Below are 24869 nucleotides of genomic sequence, written 5' to 3'. Positions count from 1 at the left end.
CCAGTAAAGTGGAATGTGCTTCGGGCGACCCTCCCTTCCGCTGGAAACATCCAAACCCGACGGTCAACACGTAACCATGCCGGCCACCCCGCCCACTGATCGTGTGGCAACGGTTTCAGCTTTGCCGTTCGATCGTCGTCTCGATACATTGCATTTCCGGCAGCCAGGGAAGTGCGGAACTGTGCCAAAGCTCGGTCCTTGGAACCAGTTGCGCCCGCTGGCGCGCCGTACCGGTGCGCAGGCCGTAAATCTTCGGGCCGTCGCCGACCGATGTGGCGTAGAGCTGCGTGCCGCAATCACCGCAAAACGCCTGGGCGCGCTTGTTGCCACTTTCGGCCGTCTTCACATAGACCTTCGGTTCGCCCGAAAGCAGCCGGAAGTTGGCTTCGGCGACAGCAATAGTGACGCGGAACGCCGTGCCGGTAAGCGTCTGGCAGTCGACGCAATGGCATATCGACACACGCGCTGGATCGATTTCGGCCTCGTAGGTGATTTTCCCGCAATGGCAGGAACCGTCGATCTTCATCGCATTCTCCGTGGTTTGCTGGCCGGCGCGGGCCGTGTCGCGTCTCTTTGCAGCCGCAGCAGCGCGTGCTAACCCGGCATCCGCTGCACTCTACTCATGCGACCGGAAAAATGAACAAGACAAATAGCACGTTCGCGTTCGTTTCTTCCGACACGGACGATGCCAGGAAAGCCGCCGAGCAGCTTTCCGCGCGTTACGGCCAGAACCATATCGCCGACGCCGAAGTTGTGGTGGCGCTGGGCGGCGACGGCTTTCTGCTGCAGACGCTGCGCGAAACGATGGGCAGCGGCAAGAAAGTCTACGGCATGAACCGCGGCACCGTCGGCTTCCTGATGAACCAGTATCGCGAACTGGGCCTCGCCGAGCGCATCGCGGCAGCCTCCGCCGAAACCATCCGCCCGCTGGAGATGCAAACCGTCACCACCGACGGCTCCACTTCGAAGGCCCTGGCGATCAACGAAGTGGCGCTGTGGCGCCAGTCCTACCAGACGGCCAAGATCCGCATCTCCATCGACGACAAGGTGCGGCTGGAAGAACTTTCCTGCGACGGCGTGATGGTGGCGACACCGGCCGGCTCCACCGCCTACAACCTTTCCGCGCACGGGCCGATCCTGCCGCTCGACGCGCCGCTGCTGGCACTGACGCCGGTCAGTCCTTTCCGGCCGCGGCGCTGGCGCGGCGCGCTCATCCCGGCAAAGGCCACTGTGCGCTTCGACATCCTCGAATGCGACAAACGTCCGGTCAACGTCGCGGCCGACCACACCGAATTCAAGTCGGTGGTCTCGGTCACGGTCAGCCAGTCGCAGCAGCACACGGCGACGCTTCTGTTCGACGCCAGCCATTCGTGGAACGAGCGTATCTTGACCGAACAGTTCCGGTATTGACGGCGCCATGGAAGTGGCCACCTCGAATTTAAGGTTAAGATTTAAGCATAGGATTGCGCCAAGCGCCGCTTTCACGCCGGTTTGTGTTGACAAATCGTAGACTTATCCGTAACGCGTTGCTCATGTTGCAGATGCGAAGCCTCTGCCGCGGCGAATTTCGCCGCGCCCCCAAAAGCCAAAGCAGCCAAGACACTTGTCCTCAGAAGAACAGACCGCTCAAGAAGCGTTGACCTTTGCAGACCTCGGCCTCTCGCCCAAGGTTCTTTCCGCAGTCACCGATGCCGGCTACACCGTGCCGACACCGATCCAGGCCGGCGCCATCCCGCACGCCTTGCAGGGTAAGGATGTGCTGGGCATCGCCCAGACCGGCACCGGCAAGACGGCATCCTTCGTGCTGCCCATGCTGACGCGCCTCGAGAAAGGTCGCGCCCGCGCCCGTATGCCGCGAACGCTGATCCTCGAACCGACGCGCGAACTTGCTGCGCAGGTGGAAGAGAATTTCGTCAAGTACGGCAAGAACCACCCCAAGCTCAACATCGCGCTACTGATCGGCGGAGTGTCCTTCGACGAGCAGGACAAGAAGCTGGAACGCGGCGCCGACGTGCTGATCGCCACGCCCGGCCGGTTGCTCGACCACCGCGAGCGCGGCAAGCTGTTGCTGAACGGCGTCGAGATCCTGGTCATCGACGAAGCCGACCGGATGCTCGACATGGGCTTCATTCCCGACATTGAACGCATCTGCGAGATGATCCCGTCGCTGACCAGGCAGACGCTGTTCTTCTCGGCCACGATGCCGCCGGAAATCACCAAGCTGACCGAAAAATTCCTGCATGCGCCGGTGCGTGTGGAGGTGTCCAAGGCGGCAAGCACAGGCACCAACATCACCCAGCGTCTGGTCAAATCCGGACCGAAGCCCTGGGACAAGCGGGCTGCGCTGCGCGAACTCATCAACGCCGAATCCGGCGAGTTGAAGAACGCCATCATCTTCTGCAATCGCAAGGTCGAAGTGTCGGAACTGTTCCGCTCGCTGATCAAGTACGATTTCGATGCCGGCGCCCTGCATGGCGACATGGACCAGCGCGCCCGCATGCAGATGCTGGCCAATTTCCGCGACGGCAAACTGAAGCTTCTGGTGGCGTCCGACGTCGCGGCCCGCGGCCTCGACATTCCCGACGTCAGCCACGTCTTCAACTATGACGTGCCAATCCACGCGGAAGACTATGTGCACCGCATCGGACGCACCGGCCGGGCCGGACGCTCGGGCAAATCCTTCACCATCGTCACCAAGAACGACGCCAAATATCTCGCGGCGATCGAAAAGCTGACCGGCCTGAAGATCGAATGGCACGACGGCGATCTTTCGACGGTGGTTGCCAGCGAAGGCGAGGATGAGGCGCCACGTCGCGGCCGTGGCGCGCCGCGCCGCGCCGGGCGCAAGGACGAAGGTGAGCGCAAGCGGGGCGGCCGAGAGCGTTCGCAGCGCCATGCCGAAAAGCCGGCGCGCGAACCGGAGGCCGTGGATATCGATGCGGTGGCCGCCGACGCCCCGGTCGAAAAACGTGAGCGCAAGGAAGCCATCCGCTCAGACAACGCCGAGCGCAAGGCAAGGCCGGAGCGCGCCGAGCAGCCGCGCCGGGACGACCGCCCGCGCCGAGACGATCATCGCGGCGGGCGGCCTGACCGTTCCGAACAGAACCGCCGCCAGCGCGAGCAGGACGACGACGGCACGGTCGGCTTCGGTGACGACATGCCGGCTTTCATGCGGGTCAGCGCCAAAGTTTAGAGACGTCGCACGGGCTGGGCGCGAACAGCGCCTCGTTCGCACGCAGCGCATTCGGGTTGGCTTCTTGGGACGTCGCCGGAAGACCGCCAATTCCATTTGCAGCACGGTTCAGCGCCAGAAATTGGTGCGCGCCAGCTCAACCAGGTCATCTCCCCGGCCGCTGAACACCGCCTTGACCATGTAGAGGCTGAACCCCTTCGCCATGTCCACACTGATTGCCGGCGGGACTGGTATTTCGGTGCGCGCCACAACAGCATCGACCAGAACGGGACCGTTATACGCGAACGCTTTTGCGATACCGTTTTCTACATCGGCTGGGTCTTCGATGCGTATGCCCTTGACTCCGATCGCTTCGGCCATCGCCGCGAAATTCGGGTTCTTGAGCTCGGTGCCGGTCGGAAGAAATCCAACGGATTTCTGCTCGATTTCGATGAAACCTAATGCGCCGTTGTTGAATACGACGATCTTCGCGGGCAGTCCAAGCTGGACCAGGGTGAGAAAATCGCCCATCAGCATTGCAAAGCCGCCGTCTCCCGACAACGAGATCACCTGACGATGGCGAAAGGTTGCCTGCGCGCCGATGGCCTGAACCATTGCATTTGCCATCGAGCCATGACGAAACGATCCTATCAACCGCCGTTTTCCGTTCATCGTCAAATACCGCGCCGCCCACACGGTCGGAAGGCCCACGTCGCACGTGAACACCGCGTCCTCGGAGGCATGATCGCTGATTGCCTTTGCGATCTGTTGAGGATGAATTGGTTTCTTGCCCGCCTTGCCGGTAGCTAGTGCGTCGAGATCCTTCCGGGTGCGCCTGTAGTGGTCTAGCGCCCGGTCCAAATGGGCCCTGTCCGTCTTCTGCCGCACGTGCGCAAGCAATGCCTCGATCGTCGCACGCACGTCGCCGACCAACCCGAGATCCACTGGAGCCCTACGGCCGATGTTCTCAGGCCGGATATCAACCTGAGCGATCTGCACCGCTGAACCTGTGGGGTAGAACTGGCGATATGGAAAGTCCGTTCCAAGCATGAGGAGTACATCGCAATCCATCATCGCATAATAGCCCGACGAAAAGCCAATCAACCCGGTCATCCCGACATCAAACGGATTGTCCCATTCGACGAATTCCTTTCCGCCGAGGGCATGAACGATCGGCGCATTCAGCCGCCCGGCAATCGCGAGCAGTGCGTCGTGTGCCCCTGCGCAACCGGCTCCGCACAGGATCGTAATGCGCGCGTCTTTGCTGAGAAGCTCCGCCAACTTACTGATTTCGCCGGCCATGGGCACGACAACGGGTTTGCCGGGCAGCAAGCCACCCGCTCGCGGGCGCTCAGCGCCTTCAGCCTTCTGCAAGGCAACATCACCCGGCATGACAACCACAGACACGCCGGTTTTCCCAACCGCTTCCCGGATCGCGATCTCCAGAACCCGCGGCATTTGCTGCACAACCGAGACAAGCTCGGAGTAGTGGCTGCATTCGCGAAAAAGTTCCTGCGGATGCGTCTCCTGAAAGTAGCAAGAACCGATCTCGGCCGAGGGAATCTGGGCGGCGATTGCAAGTACGGGAACCCGGGACCGATGCGCGTCGAACAAACCATTGATGAGATGCAGGTTGCCTGGCCCGCAGCTTCCGGCACACACAGCCAGCTTGCCCGTCAGATGGGCTTCAGCGGCAGCGGCAAAAGCGGCGGACTCCTCATGACGCACATGGATCCATTCGATCCCGCCATGTCGCCGTACCGCATCGGTCAATCCATTGAGGCTATCGCCAACCACGCCGTAGATGCGCTCCACACCCGCAGCAAATAATGTAGTAACCAATTGGTCGGCAACGGTTTTTGTCATTATGGAAACCCTTTTCAATTGGATCGGCTCTCCGGATTTAGCGCCGTCTCAATCGAAGTGAAGGCCATGCGACACGATCACAATTCCGGAAGCCGGTCTTGACTAGCGCCTCCTGCGGGAAAACTGACCCGGGCGATGGGATCGATATTTTGCGACGCCAACCCGAACGTAACGTCAGGCAGCGGCGGGCAGACACGCTACTTCCCTGCTCTCAGCCCCGCTTGATATGCCTTCCTGGCCCACGGCGTCATTTCGTCGGGATCATCGAGTGCGCCGTCGGGCACCGTCCAGTACGGCATCGCGACCAGCTTGCCGTGGCGCGAACCAGTGTAGGTCCACTGCGTGCAACCGGCCGCCGCGAAATCCGGCGCGCTCTCTGCATCCGCCTTCAGCATCAGTTCGCCGCGTATTTCGATCGCCACGATGACATTGTTGAAATATATCCCCTTGCCGCCGAACATGCGGCGGATGCTGACCGGGCCGAGGCCGGCGAACAGGTCGCCGATCGCATCATTGTCCATGTGAGCACTCCAAAAATGCCTTGCGGCGGCGGGCCGGAATGTGTCGAGTAACGCCGATCGAAGGAGAAAATCATCAATGCCAATGCTGCTCAAGGGATCGTGCCACTGCGCTGCGGTGAGCTTCGAAGTCGAGAGCCATACGCCGGTGCCCTACATGTATTGCTATTGCACGATCTGCCGCAAGCAGCAGGGCGGTGGCGGCTATGCCATCAATCTCGGCGCCGATTCGGCGACGCTGAAAATCAAGGGAAAGCGCAATCTCGGCGTCTATCGTGCCAAGATCGAGGACGACGAGCGACCGGTGTGCGAAGTATCCACCGGCGAACGCAATTTCTGCAGGAGTTGCGGATCGGCACTCTGGCTCTACGATCCAACCTGGCCCGAACTGGTGCACCCGTTTGCCTCGGCAATCGACAGCGAGTTGCCTGTGGCGCCGGAGCGCGTGCACATCATGCTGAAATACAAGTCACCATGGGTCGAGCCAGACACCCGCAAGGGCGACAAGAGGTTCGACTTCTATCCTGAGGATTCGATCGCCGACTGGCACAAGAAACACGGGCTCTGGATAGACTGAGCTTTTTCTTTTTCCGTTGGGAGACGAAAAATTGGCTCAGGCGCCGGCGCGGGCCTCGGCCAGCGCTTTCAGGTCGGCGGGTTTCAGCTCTACCGATTCGCCGCAGCCACAGGCCGAACTCTGGTTCGGATTGCGGAAGGTGAAGCCGGTGCGCAGCGCGGTGCGCTCGAAATCCATCTCGGTGCCGAACAGGAACAGTGCTGCTTCCGGCGCGACATAGACATGGGCGCCGTCGCGCTCGATGTGGTCGTCCTTGGGATTGGGATCGGTGACGAGGTCGACCGTATATTCCATGCCCGCACAGCCGCCCTTCTTGACGCCAAGCCGGATGCCTTGCGCGCTCTCGCGCGTGGCCATGATCTCGCGCACGCGATCGGCGGCCTTGTCGGTCATTGAGATGACGGCGAAGCGTCCCATTTTCTTCCTACTCCATTCCATGCAGGTTCAAGGCCTGCCGAACTTCATATTAAATGGTTGAATCTACATCAAATGACAAGGGCGGCGGAAACCCTGCCGTCCAGTGGGCGAGCCCCACATCGAAAATTGGATGTGAAATGCACGAATCTGCGACAAGCCAAACCATAGTATTGAAAGAAAAAGTAGACGATATTTACCCTCGCATAATAATACTCGCCTCACTTACCGTGTTTTTCATATACGCTGCGTGGTGGGGATTCGATTATCCAACATTATACAGAGTTTTGGCCATTGTTATATCCGCTCCTCTTGCATCGATTTGCATTCTAGAATCTGCAAAGATAATCAGAGCGCGATATCACATCATGACCTTATCACCTGAGGGATTTACAGATACCAATATCGCCCCAGAAATTGTACCTTGGGCTGCTGTTGAGGACATGAAGATTTCATCAACCAGCTTTCGCGGACGAGAGCGCCTCATCGCTGTTGAAGTCAAAATCAAAGATTCTGCTTGGAATGCACTTACTTTAAGTCGCAGCGCTAAACTCATTAAATATCAAACAGGCGCTATGTGGATCGGGCGAAGCGTCAGCGAAACAGATTTTCGAGCCTTCTTTGAAACTCCGCGATCGTACGCCCGTGCCCATGGGGGCAAGGTAGAGTGAGTAGTTCATTACCATCCTACCGCGACCTGCGCCTCTTCTGACATCCGGTCGGATGAAGATTCCCACCCTATGCAAGTTCGCGATCAGCCGTAACACACTTCACATATGTGGAACCGTTCCGAACGACAGCAGTTATCGCACATCAAACCAAGGAGGCAGAAATGACTTTCCAAAGCACGATTGCCGCCACCATCCTTCTCGCGGGAACCGCTTTCGCGGCTGCCCAGGCTGTCGTAATCACGCCCGAACAGGAAGTTGTAGTCCGGGAATACGTGAAAACCAATCCAGTCGTGGTCGAGCGTCCGACCAACTTTGAGCTGTTAGTCGGGGCGATCATCCCGGATATGTTCAAGCCGGGCGAACTCGCTGAAAACACGCTGCCGAACAAATATCAGTATGTCGTCATCGACGGTCGCACTGCACTGATCGACCCGCAAACGCGCAAGATCGTGCACATCATGGACTGACCCTGAGGCGCCCCGTTTTTGGGGCGCCCTACTAGTACCAGCCCACCGCGACCTGCGCTTCTTCCGACATGCGGTCGGGCGTCCACGGGGGGTCGAAGGTCATGTTGACTTCGACGCCTGAAACGCCTTCGACAGCGCCGACTGCGTTCTGCACCCAGCCAGGCATTTCGCCGGCGACGGGGCAGCCCGGCGCGGTCAGCGTCATGTCGATCTTGACCGTGCGGTCGTCCTCGATGTCGATCTTGTAGATCAGGCCGAGTTCATAGATGTCGGCCGGGATTTCGGGATCGTAGACCGTCTTCAGCGCAGAGACGATGTCGTCGGTGATGCGCGCCAGTTCGTCGGCGGGAATGGCCGACGCCGAGAAAATGCCGTTGGCGGGCGTTTCGGTCACGGTTGTGCTTGCATCGTCCATCATCGTCACCCGAAGAATTTCCGCGCCTTTTCCAGCGCCTCGACCAGAATATCGACCTCGGCGCGCGTGTTGTACATGCCGAAGGATGCCCTGCATGTGGATGTAACGCCGAAGCGTTTCAACAGCGGCTGCGCACAATGGGTTCCGGCGCGCACCGCAACTCCCTGTCTGTCGATCACCATCGATACGTCATGGGCGTGAATGCCCTGCAGCTCGAAGGAAATGATAGCGCCTTTACCGGGTGCGTCGCCGAAGATGCGCAGCGAGTTGATGGAACGCAGCCGCTCATGCGCATAGGTCTTCAGGTCGGCCTCGTGTGCGGCGATGCGCTCGCGGCCAATGCTGTCCATGTAGTCGAGCGCAGCGCCCAGCCCGATCGCCTGGACGATCGGTGGCGTTCCTGCCTCGAAGCGGTGCGGGGGCTCGTTGTAACTAACGTTGTCCTCGGTCACCTCGACGATCATCTCGCCGCCGCCCTGGAAGGGCCGCATGCGCTCCAGCATTTCCTTCTTGCCGTAGAGCACCCCTATGCCTGACGGCCCGTAGACCTTGTGACCGGTGAACACGAAGAAGTCGCAGTCGAGCTCCTGCACATCGACCGGCATGTGGACAGCGCTCTGGCTGCCGTCGACCAGCACGGGAATGCCTCGCGCATGGGCGATCTCAACGATCTCCTTGATCGGCACGACAGTACCCAGCGCATTCGACATCTGCGTGATGGCGACGAGTTTTGTCCTTGGCGTCAGCCGCTTCTCGAATTCCTCGACATGCAGGACGCCGAGGTCGTCGACCGGCACCCAGACCAGCTTGGCGCCCTGCCGCTCGCGGATGAAATGCCAGGGCACGATATTGGAATGGTGCTCCATAATGGAGAGCACGATCTCGTCGCCCTCGCCGATGTTCGGCATGCCGAACCCGTAAGCCACGGTGTTGATTGCCGCGGTAGTGTTCGACGTGAAGACAATGTTGTCCGTGCTCGGCGCGTTCAGGAAGCGGCGGACGGTTTCGCGTGCCTTTTCATAGGCGTCGGTCGCAGCGTTCGAGAGGAAATGCAGTCCGCGGTGCACATTGGCGTATTCGTTGCGATAGGCATGGTCGATCGCATCGAGCACGGCCTGCGGCTTCTGCGCCGAAGCGCCATTGTCGAGATAGACCAGCGGCTTGCCGTAGACCTCGCGCGACAGGATCGGGAAATCGCGGCGGATGGCCTCGACATCATAGGGGGCGTCTGAGACTTTCTGGTCCATTATCTGTTCCCAGCTTGCGCCGTGTTCCTTCCGATCCGTCTTAGCGCTTAGCCTTCGTCCCTTGCAGGCGAAGGTGGCCGGGCGGAGCGAGGTCGGATGAGGGGTGTTCGCCGGAGCGCCAGCACCTCAACCGGATTACTTACCCGTGCGTTGCAAACCACTGGTCGAGACGCGCTTCGAGCGCCTCGACGATCGGCTCGACTTCGAGCTCCTCGATCACCTCGGCCAAAAACGCCTTGACCAGCAACCCACGCGCCGTCTTCTCGTCGATGCCACGCGCCTTCAGGTAGAAAAGATGGTCGTGGTCGATCTCCTTGACCGTCGCGCCATGGCCGCACTGCACGTCGTCGGCAAAGATCTCCAGCTCCGGCTTGGTCGAAAACTCGCCGTCATCCGACAAAAGCAGTGTGTTGCAGGCCATCTTGGCGTCGGTCTTCTGGGCGATCTGGTGCACGTTGATGCGGCCCTGGAAGACGCCGCGCGCCTTGCCGGTGACGACGTTGCGGATCAGTTCGCGCGAGCCGGTGTGCGGCTTGGTGTGGTCTAGCACCATGGTGACGTCGGTGTGGGTGTCGCCGGCCAGGAGATTGATGCCGCGCAGCTGGAAATCCGAGCCCTCGCCTGCCGTGCCGACGCGGACTTCCTGGCGCACCAGCCTGCCGCCGGCGTTCATGAAGAACAGCGTCAGCTTCGAATCCTTGCCGAGCGCGGCATTGAACTGGCCGAGGTAAGTGGAATCGTCCGGCTGGTCCTGGACGATGATCCACAGCACTTCGGCGCCTTCGCCGAGCGTGAGATGGCTGATCGAGGTGGAGAGCCCGGCGCCCTCGCCCGTCTGGCGCTCGACGATCGTCACCTTGGCGCGATCGCCGACCCGCACCGGAAAACGGCTGTGGGTCTGGCCGCCGGCCTGGATGTTCTGCAATTCGATCGGCGCGGCGATTTCAGCGTCGGCTTCGATATCGACGAAATAGCCGTCGGCGACGAAGGCGGCGTTTAGCGCGCCGATGGCGTCGTCGGTGCCCTGCACCTCAAGCGCAGGCGCAAAGCTGCCATCGCGCAGCTTGTCTTCAAGCCGCTCGAACCTCACGCCATCGACCGACGGCAAGTTGGCCGACGACACGCCGTTAAGCACCGGCAAGACCGCCGAGCCGTCGAGCAGCGCGCCGAGCTTGTCGGCCACTGCGGAGGCGTCGTGCTGCGGCACCGCCGTCAGCAGGCGGCGAAGGTCGGTGTAGTGCCAGGCTTCGATGCGCTTGGTCGGCAGGCCGGCCTTCAGGACTTCCAGCGCGTTGTCGCGCTTGACCGTCACCGCACCATCGCCCGGCAGCACCGAAAGGCGGCTGTCGTAAGCCTCCAGCAGCGCCGTTTCGGCGCCAGTGCGCTGTGGTTGCTGTGCATGCATGTTCATGATCGTCACCTATGCCGCCTCGTCGATGACGCCGGCATAACCGTTGGCTTCGAGTTCGAGCGCCAGCGACTTGTCGCCCGACTTGATGACCTGACCCCTGTAGAGCACGTGCACGCTGTCCGGCACGATGTATTCGAGCAGGCGCTGGTAGTGCGTGATGACCACGATGGCGCGATCCGGCGAGCGCAGCGCGTTGACGCCGTCTGCGACGATCTTCAGCGCATCGATGTCGAGGCCGGAATCGGTCTCGTCGAGCACACAGAGCTGCGGCTCCAGAAGCTTCATCTGCAGGATTTCCGCACGCTTCTTCTCACCGCCGGAAAAGCCGACATTCAGCGGCCGCTTCAGCATGGCTATGTCCATGTTGAGCGAACCGGCGGCTTCCTTCACGCGCTTCAGAAGCTCGGGGATCTTCAGCGGTTCCTCGCCGCGCGCCTTGCGCTGCGCGTTCATGGCGACCTTGAGGAACTCCATGGTGGCTACGCCCGGTATCTCCATCGGATACTGGAAGGCGAGGAAGATGCCGGAAGCAGCGCGCTCGGCCGGATCCATTTCAAGGATCGACTCGCCGTTGTAGAGGATGTCGCCCTCGGTGACTTCATAGTCGTCGCGGCCGGCAAGCACATAGGACAGCGTCGATTTTCCCGAGCCGTTCGGTCCCATGATCGCGGCGACCTCGCCGGCTTTCACCGTGAGGTTGAGGCCGCGGATGATCTCGGTGCCGTCTTCGGCGATGCGGGCATGCAGGTTCTTGATCTCAAGCATATTTTTTCTTTCTGAATATCTGTCGCCGGTCAGCCGACCGAGCCTTCAAGGCTGATGCCGATCAGCTTCTGCGCCTCGACGGCGAATTCCATCGGCAGTTCCTGGATGACTTCCTTGACGAAGCCGTTGACGATCAAGGCGATCGCCTCTTCTTCGGGAATGCCGCGCTGCATGACATAGAACTTCTGGTCGTCGGAGATTTTCGAGGTGGTCGCCTCATGCTCGAACTGGGCCGAAGAGTTCTTCGCTTCGATGTACGGCACCGTGTGCGCGCCGCACTGATCGCCGATCAACAGCGAGTCGCAATTGGTGAAGTTGCGCGCGTTGGTCGCCTTGCGGTGCGCCGAAACCTGGCCGCGATAGGTGTTCTGGCTGAAGCCGGCGGCGATGCCCTTCGAGATGATGCGGCTCGACGTGTTCTTGCCGAGGTGGATCATCTTGGTGCCGCTATCGACCTGCTGGTAGCCGTTCGACACAGCGATCGAATAGAACTCGCCGCGGCTGTCGTCGCCGCGCAGGATGCAGGACGGGTATTTCCAGGTGATGGCCGAGCCGGTCTCGACCTGCGTCCACGAGATCTTCGAACGGTCGCCGCGGCAATCGCCGCGCTTGGTGACGAAGTTGTAGATGCCGCCCTTGCCCTGCGCGTCGCCGGGATACCAATTCTGCACCGTCGAGTATTTGATCTCGGCGTCGTCGAGCGCGATCAGCTCGACAACGGCGGCATGCAACTGGTTCTCGTCGCGCTGCGGCGCCGTGCAGCCTTCGAGATAGGACACGTAAGCGCCCTCTTCCGCGATGATCAGCGTGCGCTCGAACTGACCGGTGTTCTTCTCGTTGATGCGGAAATAGGTCGACAACTCCATCGGGCAGCGCACGCCCTTCGGCACGTAGACGAACGAACCGTCGGTGAAGACGGCTGAGTTCAGCGTCGCGTAGAAATTGTCGGTCGTGGGCACCACGGAGCCGAGATATTTCTTCACCAGATCCGGATGTTCGCGGATGGCCTCGGAAATCGAGCAGAAGATGACGCCCGCCGCAGCCAGCTCCTTCTTGAAGGTGGTAACGACAGAGACGCTGTCGAACACCGCGTCGACGGCGACGCGGCCCGACTTGTAGACATTGTCGTTGGCTTCATCGAGCTCGCCGTCCGGCTGCTTCTGCACGCCAGCCAGAATCTCCTGCTCCTTGAGCGGAATACCGAGCTTTTCGTAGACCTTCAGCAGCTCCGGATCGACCTCATCGAGCGATCGCGGGCCCGACTGGTTCTTCGGCGCGGCGTAATAGTGGATATCCTGGAAGTCGATCTTCGGGTAGTCGACACGTGCCCAGGTCGGCTCTTCGAGCGTCAGCCAGCGGCGGAACGCGCCGAGCCGCCATTCGAGCATCCATTCGGGTTCGTTCTTCTTGGCCGAGATGAAACGGATCGTCTCCTCGGACAGACCCTTGGGGGCCTTGTCCATCTCGATGATCGTCTCAAAACCGTATTTGTACTGGTCCACATCGATCTTGCGGACCTGTTCGATCGTCTCCTGCACAGCAGGCATCAGCGCTCTCCATCCACGCCGGGTTCAAGGCCCGGCAGTTTTCGAACTATGGCACTGCCCGAACTGCTCGCAGGGCGGCGTAAGTTCCATATAGTGCGTTCCAGCCCCGAATTCACCGGTCAGCCTGGAAAAACACACTGCTCCACGGGCCTCATGGCCCAAACTCCCCGCCTTCAGGCGGCCTGCGGCTTTCCCGCACGTCGCACCACGATGGCGGCAAGTGCTGCGGCGAAAAGCCCAATGTCCTCGTCTGTCGTGGCGCGCCCGATCGAAACGCGCAGAGCGCCTTCGTTGTCGCCGCGGCCCATTGCCTTCAGAACATGGCTCGGCCCGACCTTTCCCGAGGAGCAGGCCGACCCAGCCGAAAGCGCGATGCCGCCGAGATCGAAGGCGATCTGCAAGGTCTCCGCCTTCATGCCGGGAATGCCAAAGAAGGTCGTATTGGGCAAGCGCTCGGCGCTGCGGCCAAAAATCTCGGCATCAGGGATCTGCGCGAGCACCGCCGCTTCGATGGCGTTGCGTCTGCCGCGCACCGCTTCCATCTCGCCCGGCGCAGCCGCCGCCTCGCGCGCTGCTGCACCGAAACCGGCGATTGCGGCAGGATTTTCGGTGCCGGCGCGGTGGCCCTTTTCCTGGCCGCCGCCGGTGACCAGCGGCTTCGGCATCAGGAGATCGGCAGCGCCGATGATTGCGCCGGCGCCCTTCGGGCCGCCAATCTTGTGCGACGAGATTATCAGGAAGTCGACGTAACCCTCTGTCATGTCGACAGGAATTCGCCCTGCGGCCTGAACGGCGTCGAGCACCAGAACGCCACCAGCCGCCTTCACCAGCGCGCCGATCTCGCGCACCGGCTGAATGACGCCGGTTTCGTTGTTGGCGAAATGCATGGCGACCAGCGGCAAGCCTCCGCTCGGATCATGCCGCTGCAAGGCAGCACGCAGCGCATTAACATCGACGATGCCCTCGCCATCGACGCCGATCGTCTCGACCTGCGCGGGGGTAAAGCGTCCGCCGCCGAGAATACAGGGATGGTCTGCAGCACAGACATAGAGGCGTGCCATGCGCGCGGCGCTACGGCCCATCTGCCAGTTAGGGGTGAGCAACGTCGAAGCGGCTTCGGTCGCTCCCGACGTGAAGACGACATGTTCCGCCCTGGCGTTGACCAGCACAGCAATGCTGCGCCGGGCTTCCTCGATCAGGCGGCGCGCGGCGCGGCCTTCACTGTGCACAGAGGATGGGTTGGCATCTGCATCGAGGGCGGCAAGCATCGCCGCCCGCGCCGCAGGCAGCAGCGGAGCGCTTGCATTATAGTCGAGGTAGGCGCGGCGTGCGGCCATTTCCTAGCGATTTACCTCTTCAGTTTCTCATTTGCGGGCGATCTGGCGTTATTTCCTTGAAATTACAAGGTCAGCCGTCCTATTTACCCGCTTTATCAAAAGGGTGGTTTGGAACCGCCCAGTTTTGAACCATTCTAAAGTAGCTTCTATGGAGCCGGCTGCGGTGCGTCAAGGCCGGAGACATGATTTCCGCCACCTGCGGCATCGGCTTCCATAGCAACTGGAGTAATTCATGCCCGAGGTCATTTTTGCCGGTCCCGCCGGTCGTCTTGAAGGCCGCTACCAGCCCTCCAAAGAAAAGAACGCGCCGATCGCAATCGTCCTGCATCCGCACCCGCAATTCGGCGGGACGATGAACAACAAGATCGTCTACGACCTCTTCTACATGTTCCAGAAGCGCAATTTTACGACACTGCGCTTCAACTTCCGCTCGATCGGCCGCAGCCAGGGCGAATTCGACCACGGCACTGGCGAATTGTCGGATGCGGCGGCCGCGCTCGACTGGATCCAGTCGCTGCATCCCGATTCCAAGAGCTGCTGGGTCGCCGGCTATTCGTTCGGCGCCTGGATCGGCATGCAGCTCCTGATGCGTCGTCCGGAAATCGAGGGCTTCATCTCGATCGCGCCGCAGCCCAACACTTATGATTTCTCGTTCCTGGCGCCCTGCCCGTCGTCCGGCTTGATCATCCACGGCGACGCCGACAAGGTGGCGCCACCGAAGGACGTGCAGGGGCTGGTCGACAAGCTGCATACGCAGAAGGGCATCACCATCACGCAGAAGACGCTGCCTGGCGCCAACCACTTCTTTGCCAACGATTCGGACCTGCTGATCGAGGAATGCGCCGACTATCTCGACCGCCGCCTTGCCGGCGAACTGTCGGACCCGCGCCCGAAGCGCCTGAGATAGGAAGGCGAGCGCGGCGATGTACCAGCCTCCGCATTTTGTCGAGACCCGGTTGGACGTGCTGCATGCGCTGATCCGGGCGCATCCGCTCGGACTGCTTATCTCGGTCGGACCGGATGGCCCGGTGGCCGACCCGTTGCCGTTCCTGGTCGACACGACGGTAGAGCCGCATGGCAGGCTGCGCGCCCATCTTGCCAAGGCCAATCCGCAATGGCGCTTGATCGCTGAAAATCCGCAGACGCCCGTGCTGGTCGTCTTCCAGGGCGCCGACAGCTATGTCACCCCATCCTGGTACGAGACCAAACGCGAGACCGGCAAGGTGGTGCCGACCTGGAACTATGCGATCGTGCAGGTGCGCGGCCACGCCAGGATCATCGACGACAGGGAATGGCTTGCCGGCCAGATCGCCGAATTGACCGCGACGCATGAAGCGCCGCGCGCCGAGCCATGGCAGGTGACCGACGCGCCGGCACCGTTCATCGAGGCGCAGATCAAGGGCATCATCGGCCTGGAGATCGCGATCACAGAGATTTCGGGAAAGTGGAAGGTCAGCCAGAACAGGCCGGTAGCCGACCGCGTCGGCGTCGCAGCGGGACTGGACGAACTTCAATCCGCTACCGAGATGGCGGAGTTGGTGCGCTCGTTCGGCGGCCTGGAGAAGCGCTGAGCCGCCTGTCCTGCTTTAAACTTCGGTGAATGGGCACCGGAGGCGTGCGGGCGATCAGGCGCTTTCAGCCCGACCGACAGCCGCGTCGATATCCCGGCGATGCATCGAATACACATGGCAGTGGAGGCCGTTCATTGGCCCGGTGCGGTCGTATCGCATGCCAATCCTTTCCATCACCTTCAGCGATGCCGCGTTGTCGACATGGGCGAAAGCGATGAAATTGTCGCCAAGGTTCAGCTTGAAAAAATGCCATGCCAGGGCGCCGGCGATCTCGGTGGCATAACCCCGCCCCCAATATTCCGGAGCGAGGGAATAGCCCAGTTCGAAGTGGCTGGCCTCTTCGAAGAATGAAAACCCGGCACGTCCCAGAAAGCGCCCGTCATCCCGGCGAAGCAGTTTCAACTTGGCGATGCCGAATGTTCCAAAATCGCGCATCCAGCCCGTCATGCGGTCCTTCGCCTCTTCAGCGGTCCACGGTTTGCCGCTGCGCGAGAGATAGCGCGAGACATCAGGTCTCGAATGCAGTTCCATGAGATCATCGAGATCCTGGTCATGCCAAAGATGTAGCGAGAGGCGATCGGTCTGCAAGAAAGGTTGTTCCATTCATGTCTCCCGATGTCACTCCGCCCTGCCACCAAAGCACCTGGCTATCAATCCAAACACTCCAAATTCCAGTCATTTTTCCAGCCGTTCTTGTGATTCCTCGGCTTCGGATGCTAAAGGCGCGCCTTCGTAGTGCCATGGCAACGCTAAAAGCTGCTGCCTTTCCGGGAAAAGAAAATGTCTGCCTTCAAGTCCGACTTCCTGCGCGTCCTCGACGAGCGCGGCTTCATCCACCAGATTTCCGACCCCGAAGGTCTGGACGCGCTGGCCTTGAAGGGCCCGATCACCGGCTATGTCGGTTATGACGCGACGGCTACGAGTATCCATATCGGCAATCTGATCACCGTCACCATGCTCTACTGGCTGCAGGAGACCGGTCACAAGGCGATCAGCCTTATGGGTGGCGGCACCTCGATGGTGGGTGACCCGTCGTTCCGGGACGACCAGCGCAAGCTTTTGACGGTCGAGCAGATCGAAACCAACATCGAGAGCATCAAGAAGGTCTACGGCAACATCCTGCGCTATGATGGGACGAACCCCGCCATCATGGTCAACAATGCCGATTGGCTCTTGAAGCTGAACTATGTCGAGTTCCTGCGCGATGTCGGCCGGCATTTTTCAGTCAACCGGATGCTGACCTTCGATTCGGTCAAGTTGCGGCTCGATCGCGATCAGTCGCTGAGCTTCCTGGAATTCAACTACATGATCATGCAGGGCTACGATTTCGTCGAGCTGAACCGGCGCTATGGCACGGTGCTGCAGATGGGCGGCTCCGACCAATGGGGCAACATCATCAACGGCGTCGACCTTTCCCATCGCGTGGGCGGACCACAGCTTTACGCGCTCACGACCCCGCTCCTGACCAAGTCGTCCGGCGAGAAGATGGGCAAATCCGCCTCCGGCGCCGTCTGGCTGAATGGCGATCTCTTCAGCCCCTATGATTTCTGGCAGTATTTCCGCAACACCGAAGACGCCGATGTCGGACGGTTCCTCAAAATCTTCACGCGCCTGCCTCTCGGCGAGATCGCCCGGCTGGCCGCACTCGGCGGTTCTGAAATCAATGAGGCGAAGAAGGTGCTGGCGACCGAAGTGACGGCTATCGTGCATGGCCGCGAGGCGGCGGAAGCAGCGGCCGAGACGGCGCGGAAGACGTTCGAGGAAGGTACGCTGGCCGACAGCCTTCCAACGATCGAGGTCGCCAAGTCGGAGCTGAGCGAAAGCATCGGCCTGCTTGCGCTGCTGGTGAAGGCAGGATTGGCAGGCTCCAACGGCGAGGCAAGGCGTCATGTCCAGGGCGGCGCCGTGCGGCTCAACGATGAGCCGGTGGCTGACGACCGCCGCATCGTCGGCGCGGCTGACGTGACCGAGGATGGCGTGATCAAGCTATCGGTCGGCAGGAAGAAGCACGTACTGGTGAGACCAGCCTGATATTTTCTCCCCATCGGGGAAAGGGCATTACCTGAACTCGAAGATCGACCGGAAGATGCCCGGCGCGATCACCGACAACGGATTGATCTGCAGTTCCGGCGACTTGGCGTTGCCTGAGAGCTTGTAGGTCACGCCGATCAGGCCGCGGTCGCGCCCGTTGCCAAGCAGCATGCCGACGAACGGCAGCTCGCCGAACAGCCGGTTAAGGCCGTAAGCCGGCATGAACGTGCCGGTCATCGCCATCCTGCCAGCCTTGTCGTAGAGCGTTCCCTGGAAGGTGGTCCCGATCAGCGGCCCGCGCAGCACGCCGTTCTCCAGCGTCAGATGGCCGTCTCCCTTGTCGATGGTCGCATAGCCCCGCTCGAACTGAACGCGAGACGTGTCGATGTCGCGCTTCACCGCTTCGTTGAGGCTGCGGTTGTCTCCCTGTGGCGCAGTCGACACGATCGACCGCAGCTTCGGTTCGTCGACGACCCAGAAATCTGTCGCGTCCACCTGCCCCTTCAACGCTCCATCGGCAGCACCGGCCAATGCGAGCTTGATCGTGCCGCCTTCCATGTGTTCGTAGATGTCGAGGAAGCGAAGCACGGCGCCGGCGTCGGCGGATTGCATGGCCATGGTGCGCCTGTCGCCCTCGGTGGCGTTCTTGACGGTCACCGTGGCGCCGGACTTGGTGGCGCCCGAGACTGTGAGGCCGACAACCTTGCTGCCGACACCCTTGTAAGCAAGCTTGACGTTGGAAAGCCGTTCCCCGTTGAAGCCGATGAGCGTGCCAATGTCGGCATCGAGCGACAGCGGAACGGAACCGGCCGAGCCATTCCCCTTTTCGGCATCAGCGGTGGACAGCTTGATGACCGCACGCGCATCGAGTGCGTCGCCCTTGATGCTGACGGCATATCCCTTGCCCGACCGCTTGATCGTGAGCGAGGCGTCGTCGTCGCGGTTGAGCTTCACCGTATCGAAGTTGGCGCTTGAAAGCTCTCCGCCGGCAAGCTTGATGTCGCCACCCAGGGCGAAACTCTTGCCCGACAGCTTGAAATCGGAAAGGTCGATATTTCCGTCGGTCTTGTCGAGGGTAAATTCGACATCGGCAGCGACTCCCGGCCCCTTGCTCCACCCCGCCCATGGGATGCTCAGCTTGGCGTCGGTCAGATCGGCCGCGATCTGCTGGGTCTTTTCGGCGCCAGACTTGAACGACACTTTCACCGGGCCGGCCAACATCGTGCCGAGCCCCGGGATGAGCGCTTCGCGCGCATTGTCGTCGAGAACGATCGTGATGTCGCGCTCCCGCGCCGGGCCGCCATCCTTCAACGGCTCGGTCAGCGCGATCTCGGCCGGCGCCCCGTTCAGCCTTGCCTTGGCGGCGATGAGCGCCTTTGCGGGATCGATGGCGATGGTGCCGTCGGCCTCGCTGACGGTCTGGCCATCAAAGGGTTTCGACAGCGAGAGGTTTTCGTATGCGAGCGTCACCAGCCAATCCAGCTTTGACGTGTCGACGCCATTCTGAAGGGGAATTTCCGCCTTGACATGCCCCGTTACGGTGCCGCCGGTGAACTCGTCGGGCACGAGGCCCACATGCCGCATGGCATTGATAGGCTCGTAGGAGGCGAGTTCGGCGATTGCCGCTGCATCGCCCGCGACATCCATGGCAAGGTCGCCGATCACAGGCGGACGGTTGGCGTTACGGACCAGCAGCTTTCCGTTGCTGGCGGAAACGGTGCGGCCGCTGCTCATATACACGGTGCCCGCCGACAGAGCGATATCGATGTCATTGCCGCGAAAATCGATGGTGCCGTCGGCGTCACGCATCGGCGGGATGCGCCCGGTCACGTCGAAGCGGGTATCGCTGACGTTGAACGTGCCGAAAACCTCGTCATGGCCAAGCGGCACGCCATTGCCCATGCGGCCGACCGCTACACGGTACTGCAGGTTGCTGTCGAGGATGCGGCCGCCATAAAGGTTCTCCATCACCCAGCGGCGGGCCCCGCTGGCGGCAAACCAGGGCCATAGCTGCTTGACATGCGCGACCGGCATATCGGGAACGGTCATCGCAAGGAAGATGCCGGGCGCCTTGCCTTCGGCGAATTGCAGCGACGCGGTGCCGAGCAGTTCCCCCGGGCCGGTGCGGACGCCGAACTGATCGGCAGCCAGCCGTTTCTGCACCGGATCGTAGCTGCCCGATATCCGGGCGACGAATTCGAGCGCCGCTTCGGGCGAATCCGCGGGCGCCAGCGTCGAGCCATCGCTGACAAGCTCGTAGCGATAAGTACCGCCACCGCGGCCATCGTCGGTTTTAGGCGTGGGGCCAACGGCGCCGTGAAAATTGAAGCGCGAGCGCCCGGTCGCGAAACGCAGCCCTTCGATCTCGATCTTTGCCGCTCCCTTGGCAAGCCGCGCGGTGACGTCGAGGTCACCAGCAAGTTCGCCGCGCGAACCGAGGTCGAGTACCGCCCGGGTCAGCTTTACTTTCGCCGAAAGCTGCGATGCTTCCTCGCCGATGCCTTCGGCGCCAGTGACGGATACATCGACCGCGCCGACCCTGGTACCGGTCGCGCTCTCCGGTGCTGGAGACTGTGTGGCGGCATCGCCTTGTGCCGCCGCGATGGGCGCCGTCGCCTTGAGATCGACATTGGTGATCCGCCGGGAAATGTTGTCACGCGAGGCGGTGCCTTCGATATGAACCGCGCGCCCATCGATCGCAGCCTCGGCGGTGATGGAAAGCTCGCCGTTCGTCTTCTGGTCGAGCTCCGCGCTTGAAATCAGCAGGCTGCGCACGGAGCCGCCCTCCGGCAGCAATATCTCGACATTGTCGAGTCCGATGCGGCGCGTAGAACCGACAGCCATCGTATCGAACGCTCGATGCAAGCTGCCGAATAGAAGTTCGATAACGCGGTCGGGATCGATCAGTCCCTCGGCATTGAGGAGCGAAGCCTGCCAGTCTGGTCCGCCGCGCGACGGCAGCGCGGCGGTGACGATGCGGGCATCGCTGATCGTTGCATTGCCCAACCGCACCTGGCCCGACATCAGCGGCCAGAAGCGCACGCCGAAGCGAACCAGCCCGGCATCCAGCATGTCGTTTCCGCCCGCCTGCGCGAATTTTACATCGTACACTTCGAGCGCGATGAAGCGTTGGGGGTCGAGCGACAGGTTTGCCGGGCCGATGTTCACGGCCACGTCCATGCCGGCGAACTTCTGGATCGCCGCCTCGGCCTCCTGGCGCAGCCTGCCGCTGCCAAGCCCGGTCATGCCGACGATCACCATGCCGCAGACGGCGAGAAACAGAAGAGCGGCGACGCCGGCGACGGCAAACCCGCAACCGCGCATTACACGCGACGGCATGGATTTGCGGCTCAGCAGATGGTGCTGGCCTTCCGCTGACGGAAATTTGGTCAGAGAAGTGATATCGTCCCGCCGGAACCGTATCTTCTCATGTTTGTGAACCTCTTGGTTCAACCGGCTTCCTATCGTTCAAATTGGATCGTGGACGAATCCAGGAACAGCATATATCCCGGTTCGGACCGAGGTAACCACAAACAAGGGGCATCGATATGGCCGAACTCAAGGTGGGTCAGAAAGCACCCGACGTCGAACTTCCGACCGACACCGGCCATCTGAACCTCAAGGACCTCGCGGGCAAACCCGTTGTGCTCTACTTCTATCCGCAGGACGACACTGAAACCTGTACCGCCGAAGCGATCGAATTTTCCCGGATGAAGCCGCAGTTCAATGCGGCCGGTGCGATCGTCATCGGCATTTCGCCCGATAGCATCAAGAAGCATGGCAAATTCAGGGCCAAATACGACCTGACCGTCGATTTAGCAGCCGATGAAGAGCGCAAAGCCATTGAAGCCTACGGCGTATGGATGGAAAAGCAGATGTTCGGCCGCCGTTACATGGGCGTCGAGCGCGCGACATTCCTGATCGGAGCGGACGGCAAAATAGCCAGAATCTGGCGCAAGGTACGCGTCAAGGGCCATGCCGAAGCGGTACTGGCCGCCATGAAGGCGCTTTAGCCCAGCCGGCAAAGCGCGGAACCGTTTCGGACGGATGGCGTTTCCTCTTCGATAAGAAGACATGAGAGGAGACGAAAATGCTTCGCGGAGTTCTGCTTTGGATGCTCGGCATTCCCATCCCGATCATCATTCTGCTTTGGCTTTTTCTCGACTAACCTGTCCGCGTTTGCTGCCTCGAAAACGGCGGCCTGGACAAACGGTTCAAGTTCCCGCGCGATGCCCGCCTTGCCGGCGGGCATTGTTTTATCGCGCCGCCACGTCACGTCGCGGTAATGCAATTGTTCCGGGTTGTGCGGCTGTATTGTTCGACTTTGTGTAGCGCTCTCAAAGCTTTGTTAACCCTAACCGGGTGTAATTAACCATGTTGGTCCACCCTGCATGGAAGCAAAAATCCGGTGAAACACCCTGTTCGGCCAGCAGCCTTCGGCAGGCGCAAGGAACCCCACACTTTCATCATCGCACGCGGCGATGAAATCCGGCACTTCACGGTGCGGCCCTGGCTGGCCGCGTTCATCGGATCCGCACTCGCGGCGATCGCCGTCGGCTACCTGCTGGCGACATCCTATCTTGTCCTGCGCGACGACCTGCTCGGCGCAACCGCAGCGCGCCAGGCGCGCATGCAGCAGGCCTATGAAGACCGCATTTCCGCACTCCGCGCCCAGGTCGATCGCATCACCAGCCGGCAATTGCTCGACCAGCAACTGATGGAAAGCAAGGTCACCGAGCTTCTGGCGCGGCAATCGCAACTGTCACAGAGACACGGCCGCATCGGCCCGATGCTTGAGCGCGCCGAGGCTGCCAGCACCGCGGTCCCGGCGGCAGCCCCGGCGAGGCAGGAAGAGAAGCCCGACGTTCGCGCCGCCCTGCCCGGCGCCGATTCCCTGACGACCGCCTTTGCATCGGCAACCGATCTCAGGGCAACCGCGACGGCTTCGCCGTTTTCGTTCTGGTCGCCGCGCGCCGCGATTTCAACGGAATCGAGCGCGGATCATGCCGACAAGCTGTTCGTGGCGATCAACCAGTCGCTGCGCACGATCGAGAATGAGCAACTGGTGCGCATCAATTCGCTTGCCGAAAATGCCTATCAGACTACCGACACGATCAAGGAAGCGCTGGAGACGGCCGGCCTCACGGTCGATCTCGACAACGGCAAGGATGCCACCGGCGGCCCACTGATCGCCGTCGACAAGGCGACGATGTTCGAAACCAAGGTCAAGGAGCTCGACGAGGCGCTCGACGCGCTTGATGCCGTGAAGAGCCAGGCCCGCACTTTGCCGATCGCCAATCCTGCTCCAGGACTGCCGATCACCAGCACCTTCGGCGTGCGCCGCGACCCGATCCTCGGCACGCCAGCGCTTCATTCGGGCATGGATTTTCGCGCTCCGACCGGCACCCAGGTGCATGCCACCGCACCGGGAGTCGTCGTCAAGGCCGGCCGCAACGGTGGCTACGGCAGGATGGTCGAGATCGACCACGGCAACGGTTTCTCCACCCGCTACGCGCATATGAGCCGCGTGCGCGTGAAAGTCGGCGAGACGATCAAGACCGGCGACATCGTCGGCGATTCCGGCAGCACAGGCCGCTCGACCGGCCCTCACCTGCACTATGAAGTGCGCCGCAATGGCGACGCCATCGACCCGTTGCGTTTCCTCAAGGCAGGAAAGAAAGTGGTCCAGTATCTCTGAGAGTGGCCGCGACCTAACCGCAGCCATTCCTCAGAGCCCCAGAACCATCCCGGCGATCAGAACAGCCTCAGACACGGCGATGCCGACCAGGACTTTCCTGCCGATCCAGAGATATGCGAGGAAACCGATCAGGGCAGCAGCCAGCCGTAGCGCCAGCGAAGTATCGGCAAGCGCACCGCTCGGGAAGACGATCAGGTTTCCGATGACGGCCGCGACCAGGGCCGTGGCAACGGTGCGCACCAGCACGATAAGGTCGGAGTCTTCCGAAATGCGGCCGCCGAGATAGACGCCGAGAAAACGCCAGGCATCTGTCGCGAGCCAGCCGGCGATGAGGATGAACAGGAACGGCCACCACCAGGTTTCGATCGCATCGAAGGTCATTGCGTCTTCCTCCGCCGCAAGCGATGGAAGCCATAGGCGGCGAAACCGCCGATCAGGCCCGCGGCGAGCAGGTCGAACCCCGGCAGCAGGACATGGAAGACGGGGCCGAGGAACAGGCCGAGGATCATGGCGACGTGCCCTGCCCGCTCACGCGCCGAACCCCACAGCGAGGTCAGGAAGTAGATCGGCGTGAGCAGGAGCAATGCCGCCGAAGCGCTGGGCGGCAGCGCGCCCGCGATCTGGAAGACGATCCCGACGACGACCATGTTGACCACCACCAGCGTCGAACCGAGGCCGGCGTAGTAGCTGGTGCGCATGCTGCGTGGCACGTGGCGCAGGTTTTCCATGGCCAGGACCCACGAGGTGACGGCGACGAAATGGGAAAGCAGGTAGAGCACCCATTTCGGCGTGCGCTCGTTGCGCATTTCCGGCACCAGCGCCACGACCATCGGCATCAGGCGCACCGATGACAGCGCAACCGCAAACGCCGCCGCCGGCAGCGACGCTCCCGACAGGATGGCGCCGACCAGCACGACTTTTGCGGGAAGCGCCCAGACCACCCCGGTCATGAAGACGGTCTCGGCAAGTGTCAGTCCGGCTTCCCTGGCAAGCCCGGCAAAACCGACGAAGGCGCTGGCCAAAATAAGGCCAGGAATGGAAAACGACGCGCGGACGCCACGCAGATACCAGGTGCGGCGGTGCAGGACAGGATCGGACAGGAAAGCGGTATCGTTAGGCATCGGCATTCGCGACTGGAGCGGCGCACGCTCGGACTGAATCG

The 24869-nt window shown here is 61.5% G+C and carries 25 protein-coding genes; 10 read left to right on the top strand and 15 right to left on the bottom strand.

Features of this window, described 5'->3' with window-relative positions:
• Positions 1–115: 115 nt before the first annotated feature.
• Positions 116–526, bottom strand: a complete 411-nt coding sequence (locus F3H98_RS18950) for a GFA family protein (protein WP_149761903.1) — start codon at positions 524–526, stop codon at positions 116–118.
• Between the two features lie 110 nt (positions 527–636).
• Here F3H98_RS18950 and F3H98_RS18945 point away from each other — a divergent pair, with 110 nt between their 5' ends.
• Positions 637–1410, top strand: a complete 774-nt coding sequence (locus F3H98_RS18945; RefSeq protein WP_149761901.1) for an NAD kinase — start codon at positions 637–639, stop codon at positions 1408–1410.
• A 193-nt stretch (positions 1411–1603) separates the two neighbouring features.
• Positions 1604–3193, top strand: coding sequence for a DEAD/DEAH box helicase (locus F3H98_RS18940; RefSeq protein WP_188130465.1), 1590 nt, complete (start codon positions 1604–1606; stop codon positions 3191–3193).
• Positions 3194–3301: 108 nt separating this feature from the next.
• Here F3H98_RS18940 and poxB read toward each other — a convergent pair whose 3' ends face one another.
• Positions 3302–5038, bottom strand: coding sequence for a ubiquinone-dependent pyruvate dehydrogenase (gene poxB / locus F3H98_RS18935; protein WP_149761899.1), 1737 nt, complete (start codon positions 5036–5038; stop codon positions 3302–3304).
• A 197-nt stretch (positions 5039–5235) separates the two neighbouring features.
• Positions 5236–5559, bottom strand: a complete 324-nt coding sequence (locus F3H98_RS18930) for a TfoX/Sxy family protein (RefSeq protein WP_149761897.1) — start codon at positions 5557–5559, stop codon at positions 5236–5238.
• 76 nt (positions 5560–5635) lie between these two features.
• On the opposite strand from F3H98_RS18930, the gene F3H98_RS18925 reads away from it, so the two are divergent.
• The gene (locus tag F3H98_RS18925; RefSeq protein WP_149761895.1) at positions 5636–6133 is read left to right on the top strand and encodes a GFA family protein; all 498 of its coding nucleotides are present in this window, start codon (positions 5636–5638) and stop codon (positions 6131–6133) included.
• A gap of 36 nt (positions 6134–6169) precedes the next feature.
• Here F3H98_RS18925 and sufA read toward each other — a convergent pair whose 3' ends face one another.
• Positions 6170–6550, bottom strand: coding sequence for a Fe-S cluster assembly scaffold SufA (gene sufA / locus F3H98_RS18920; protein ID WP_149761893.1), 381 nt, complete (start codon positions 6548–6550; stop codon positions 6170–6172).
• 137 nt (positions 6551–6687) lie between these two features.
• On the opposite strand from sufA, the gene F3H98_RS18915 reads away from it, so the two are divergent.
• Together F3H98_RS18915 and F3H98_RS18910 are read left to right on the top strand one after the other, a co-directional pair.
• Positions 6688–7218: a hypothetical protein gene (locus F3H98_RS18915; RefSeq protein ID WP_149761891.1), complete on the top strand. Its 531-nt coding sequence runs from the start codon at positions 6688–6690 to the stop codon at positions 7216–7218.
• A 161-nt stretch (positions 7219–7379) separates the two neighbouring features.
• Complete coding sequence (locus F3H98_RS18910; protein ID WP_149761889.1) at positions 7380–7685, top strand: DUF1236 domain-containing protein; 306 nt, start codon at positions 7380–7382, stop codon at positions 7683–7685.
• A 31-nt stretch (positions 7686–7716) separates the two neighbouring features.
• Here F3H98_RS18910 and F3H98_RS18905 read toward each other — a convergent pair whose 3' ends face one another.
• The 6 genes from F3H98_RS18905 to F3H98_RS18880 form a co-directional block, all read right to left on the bottom strand.
• Entirely contained in the window at positions 7717–8100 is a 384-nt protein-coding gene (locus tag F3H98_RS18905; protein ID WP_149761953.1) for an SUF system Fe-S cluster assembly protein, read from the bottom strand.
• Between the two features lie 5 nt (positions 8101–8105).
• A complete protein-coding gene (locus tag F3H98_RS18900) occupies positions 8106–9347 on the bottom strand; it encodes a cysteine desulfurase (RefSeq protein ID WP_149761887.1) in 1242 nt (413 codons plus the stop codon).
• A gap of 139 nt (positions 9348–9486) precedes the next feature.
• A complete protein-coding gene (gene sufD, locus F3H98_RS18895) occupies positions 9487–10758 on the bottom strand; it encodes a Fe-S cluster assembly protein SufD (protein ID WP_149761885.1) in 1272 nt (423 codons plus the stop codon).
• Positions 10759–10767: 9 nt separating this feature from the next.
• On the bottom strand, positions 10768–11523 hold the full coding sequence (gene sufC / locus F3H98_RS18890; RefSeq protein WP_149761883.1) for a Fe-S cluster assembly ATPase SufC: 756 nt from the start codon (positions 11521–11523) through the stop codon (positions 10768–10770).
• Positions 11524–11552: 29 nt separating this feature from the next.
• The gene (sufB, locus tag F3H98_RS18885) at positions 11553–13070 is read right to left on the bottom strand and encodes a Fe-S cluster assembly protein SufB (RefSeq protein WP_149761881.1); all 1518 of its coding nucleotides are present in this window, start codon (positions 13068–13070) and stop codon (positions 11553–11555) included.
• A gap of 173 nt (positions 13071–13243) precedes the next feature.
• Positions 13244–14407, bottom strand: a complete 1164-nt coding sequence (locus tag F3H98_RS18880; protein ID WP_149761879.1) for a cysteine desulfurase family protein — start codon at positions 14405–14407, stop codon at positions 13244–13246.
• A 232-nt stretch (positions 14408–14639) separates the two neighbouring features.
• On the opposite strand from F3H98_RS18880, the gene F3H98_RS18875 reads away from it, so the two are divergent.
• The gene (locus F3H98_RS18875; protein WP_149761877.1) at positions 14640–15314 is read left to right on the top strand and encodes an alpha/beta hydrolase; all 675 of its coding nucleotides are present in this window, start codon (positions 14640–14642) and stop codon (positions 15312–15314) included.
• Positions 15315–15330: 16 nt separating this feature from the next.
• Positions 15331–15978, top strand: coding sequence for an FMN-binding negative transcriptional regulator (locus tag F3H98_RS18870; protein ID WP_149761875.1), 648 nt, complete (start codon positions 15331–15333; stop codon positions 15976–15978).
• 54 nt (positions 15979–16032) lie between these two features.
• Here the strand turns inward: F3H98_RS18870 and F3H98_RS18865 are convergent, their stop codons facing one another.
• Positions 16033–16581, bottom strand: coding sequence for a GNAT family N-acetyltransferase (locus F3H98_RS18865; RefSeq protein WP_149761873.1), 549 nt, complete (start codon positions 16579–16581; stop codon positions 16033–16035).
• A 177-nt stretch (positions 16582–16758) separates the two neighbouring features.
• Here F3H98_RS18865 and tyrS point away from each other — a divergent pair, with 177 nt between their 5' ends.
• Positions 16759–18009 (top strand): tyrosine--tRNA ligase, encoded by a 1251-nt coding sequence (gene tyrS / locus F3H98_RS18860; RefSeq protein ID WP_149761871.1) that lies wholly within the window; start codon positions 16759–16761, stop codon positions 18007–18009.
• Positions 18010–18036: 27 nt separating this feature from the next.
• On the opposite strand, the gene F3H98_RS18855 is transcribed toward tyrS, so the two are convergent.
• The gene (locus tag F3H98_RS18855) at positions 18037–21348 is read right to left on the bottom strand and encodes an AsmA-like C-terminal region-containing protein (protein WP_244621788.1); all 3312 of its coding nucleotides are present in this window, start codon (positions 21346–21348) and stop codon (positions 18037–18039) included.
• Positions 21349–21557: 209 nt separating this feature from the next.
• Here F3H98_RS18855 and F3H98_RS18850 point away from each other — a divergent pair, with 209 nt between their 5' ends.
• Entirely contained in the window at positions 21558–22022 is a 465-nt protein-coding gene (locus F3H98_RS18850) for a peroxiredoxin (protein ID WP_149761867.1), read from the top strand.
• On the opposite strand, the gene F3H98_RS18845 is transcribed toward F3H98_RS18850, so the two are convergent.
• Positions 22019–22261, bottom strand: coding sequence for a hypothetical protein (locus tag F3H98_RS18845; protein ID WP_149761865.1), 243 nt, complete (start codon positions 22259–22261; stop codon positions 22019–22021). The genes F3H98_RS18850 and F3H98_RS18845 overlap by 4 nt on opposite strands.
• A gap of 156 nt (positions 22262–22417) precedes the next feature.
• Between F3H98_RS18845 and F3H98_RS18840 the strand changes: the two genes are divergently transcribed.
• The gene (locus F3H98_RS18840) at positions 22418–23707 is read left to right on the top strand and encodes a M23 family metallopeptidase (RefSeq protein WP_149761863.1); all 1290 of its coding nucleotides are present in this window, start codon (positions 22418–22420) and stop codon (positions 23705–23707) included.
• 30 nt (positions 23708–23737) lie between these two features.
• On the opposite strand, the gene F3H98_RS18835 is transcribed toward F3H98_RS18840, so the two are convergent.
• On the bottom strand, positions 23738–24088 hold the full coding sequence (locus tag F3H98_RS18835; protein ID WP_149761861.1) for an AzlD domain-containing protein: 351 nt from the start codon (positions 24086–24088) through the stop codon (positions 23738–23740).
• A complete protein-coding gene (locus tag F3H98_RS18830) occupies positions 24085–24828 on the bottom strand; it encodes an AzlC family ABC transporter permease (protein ID WP_149761859.1) in 744 nt (247 codons plus the stop codon). The genes F3H98_RS18835 and F3H98_RS18830 overlap by 4 nt, the downstream gene beginning before the upstream one ends.
• Positions 24829–24869: the final 41 nt, after the last annotated feature.

This window comes from Neomesorhizobium albiziae, from assembly GCF_900114255.1.
GTDB classification, from domain to species: domain Bacteria; phylum Pseudomonadota; class Alphaproteobacteria; order Rhizobiales; family Rhizobiaceae; genus Neomesorhizobium; species Neomesorhizobium albiziae.
Note: the sequence above shows the minus strand (reverse complement) of the source record. Positions and strands in the feature narration are given on the sequence as shown.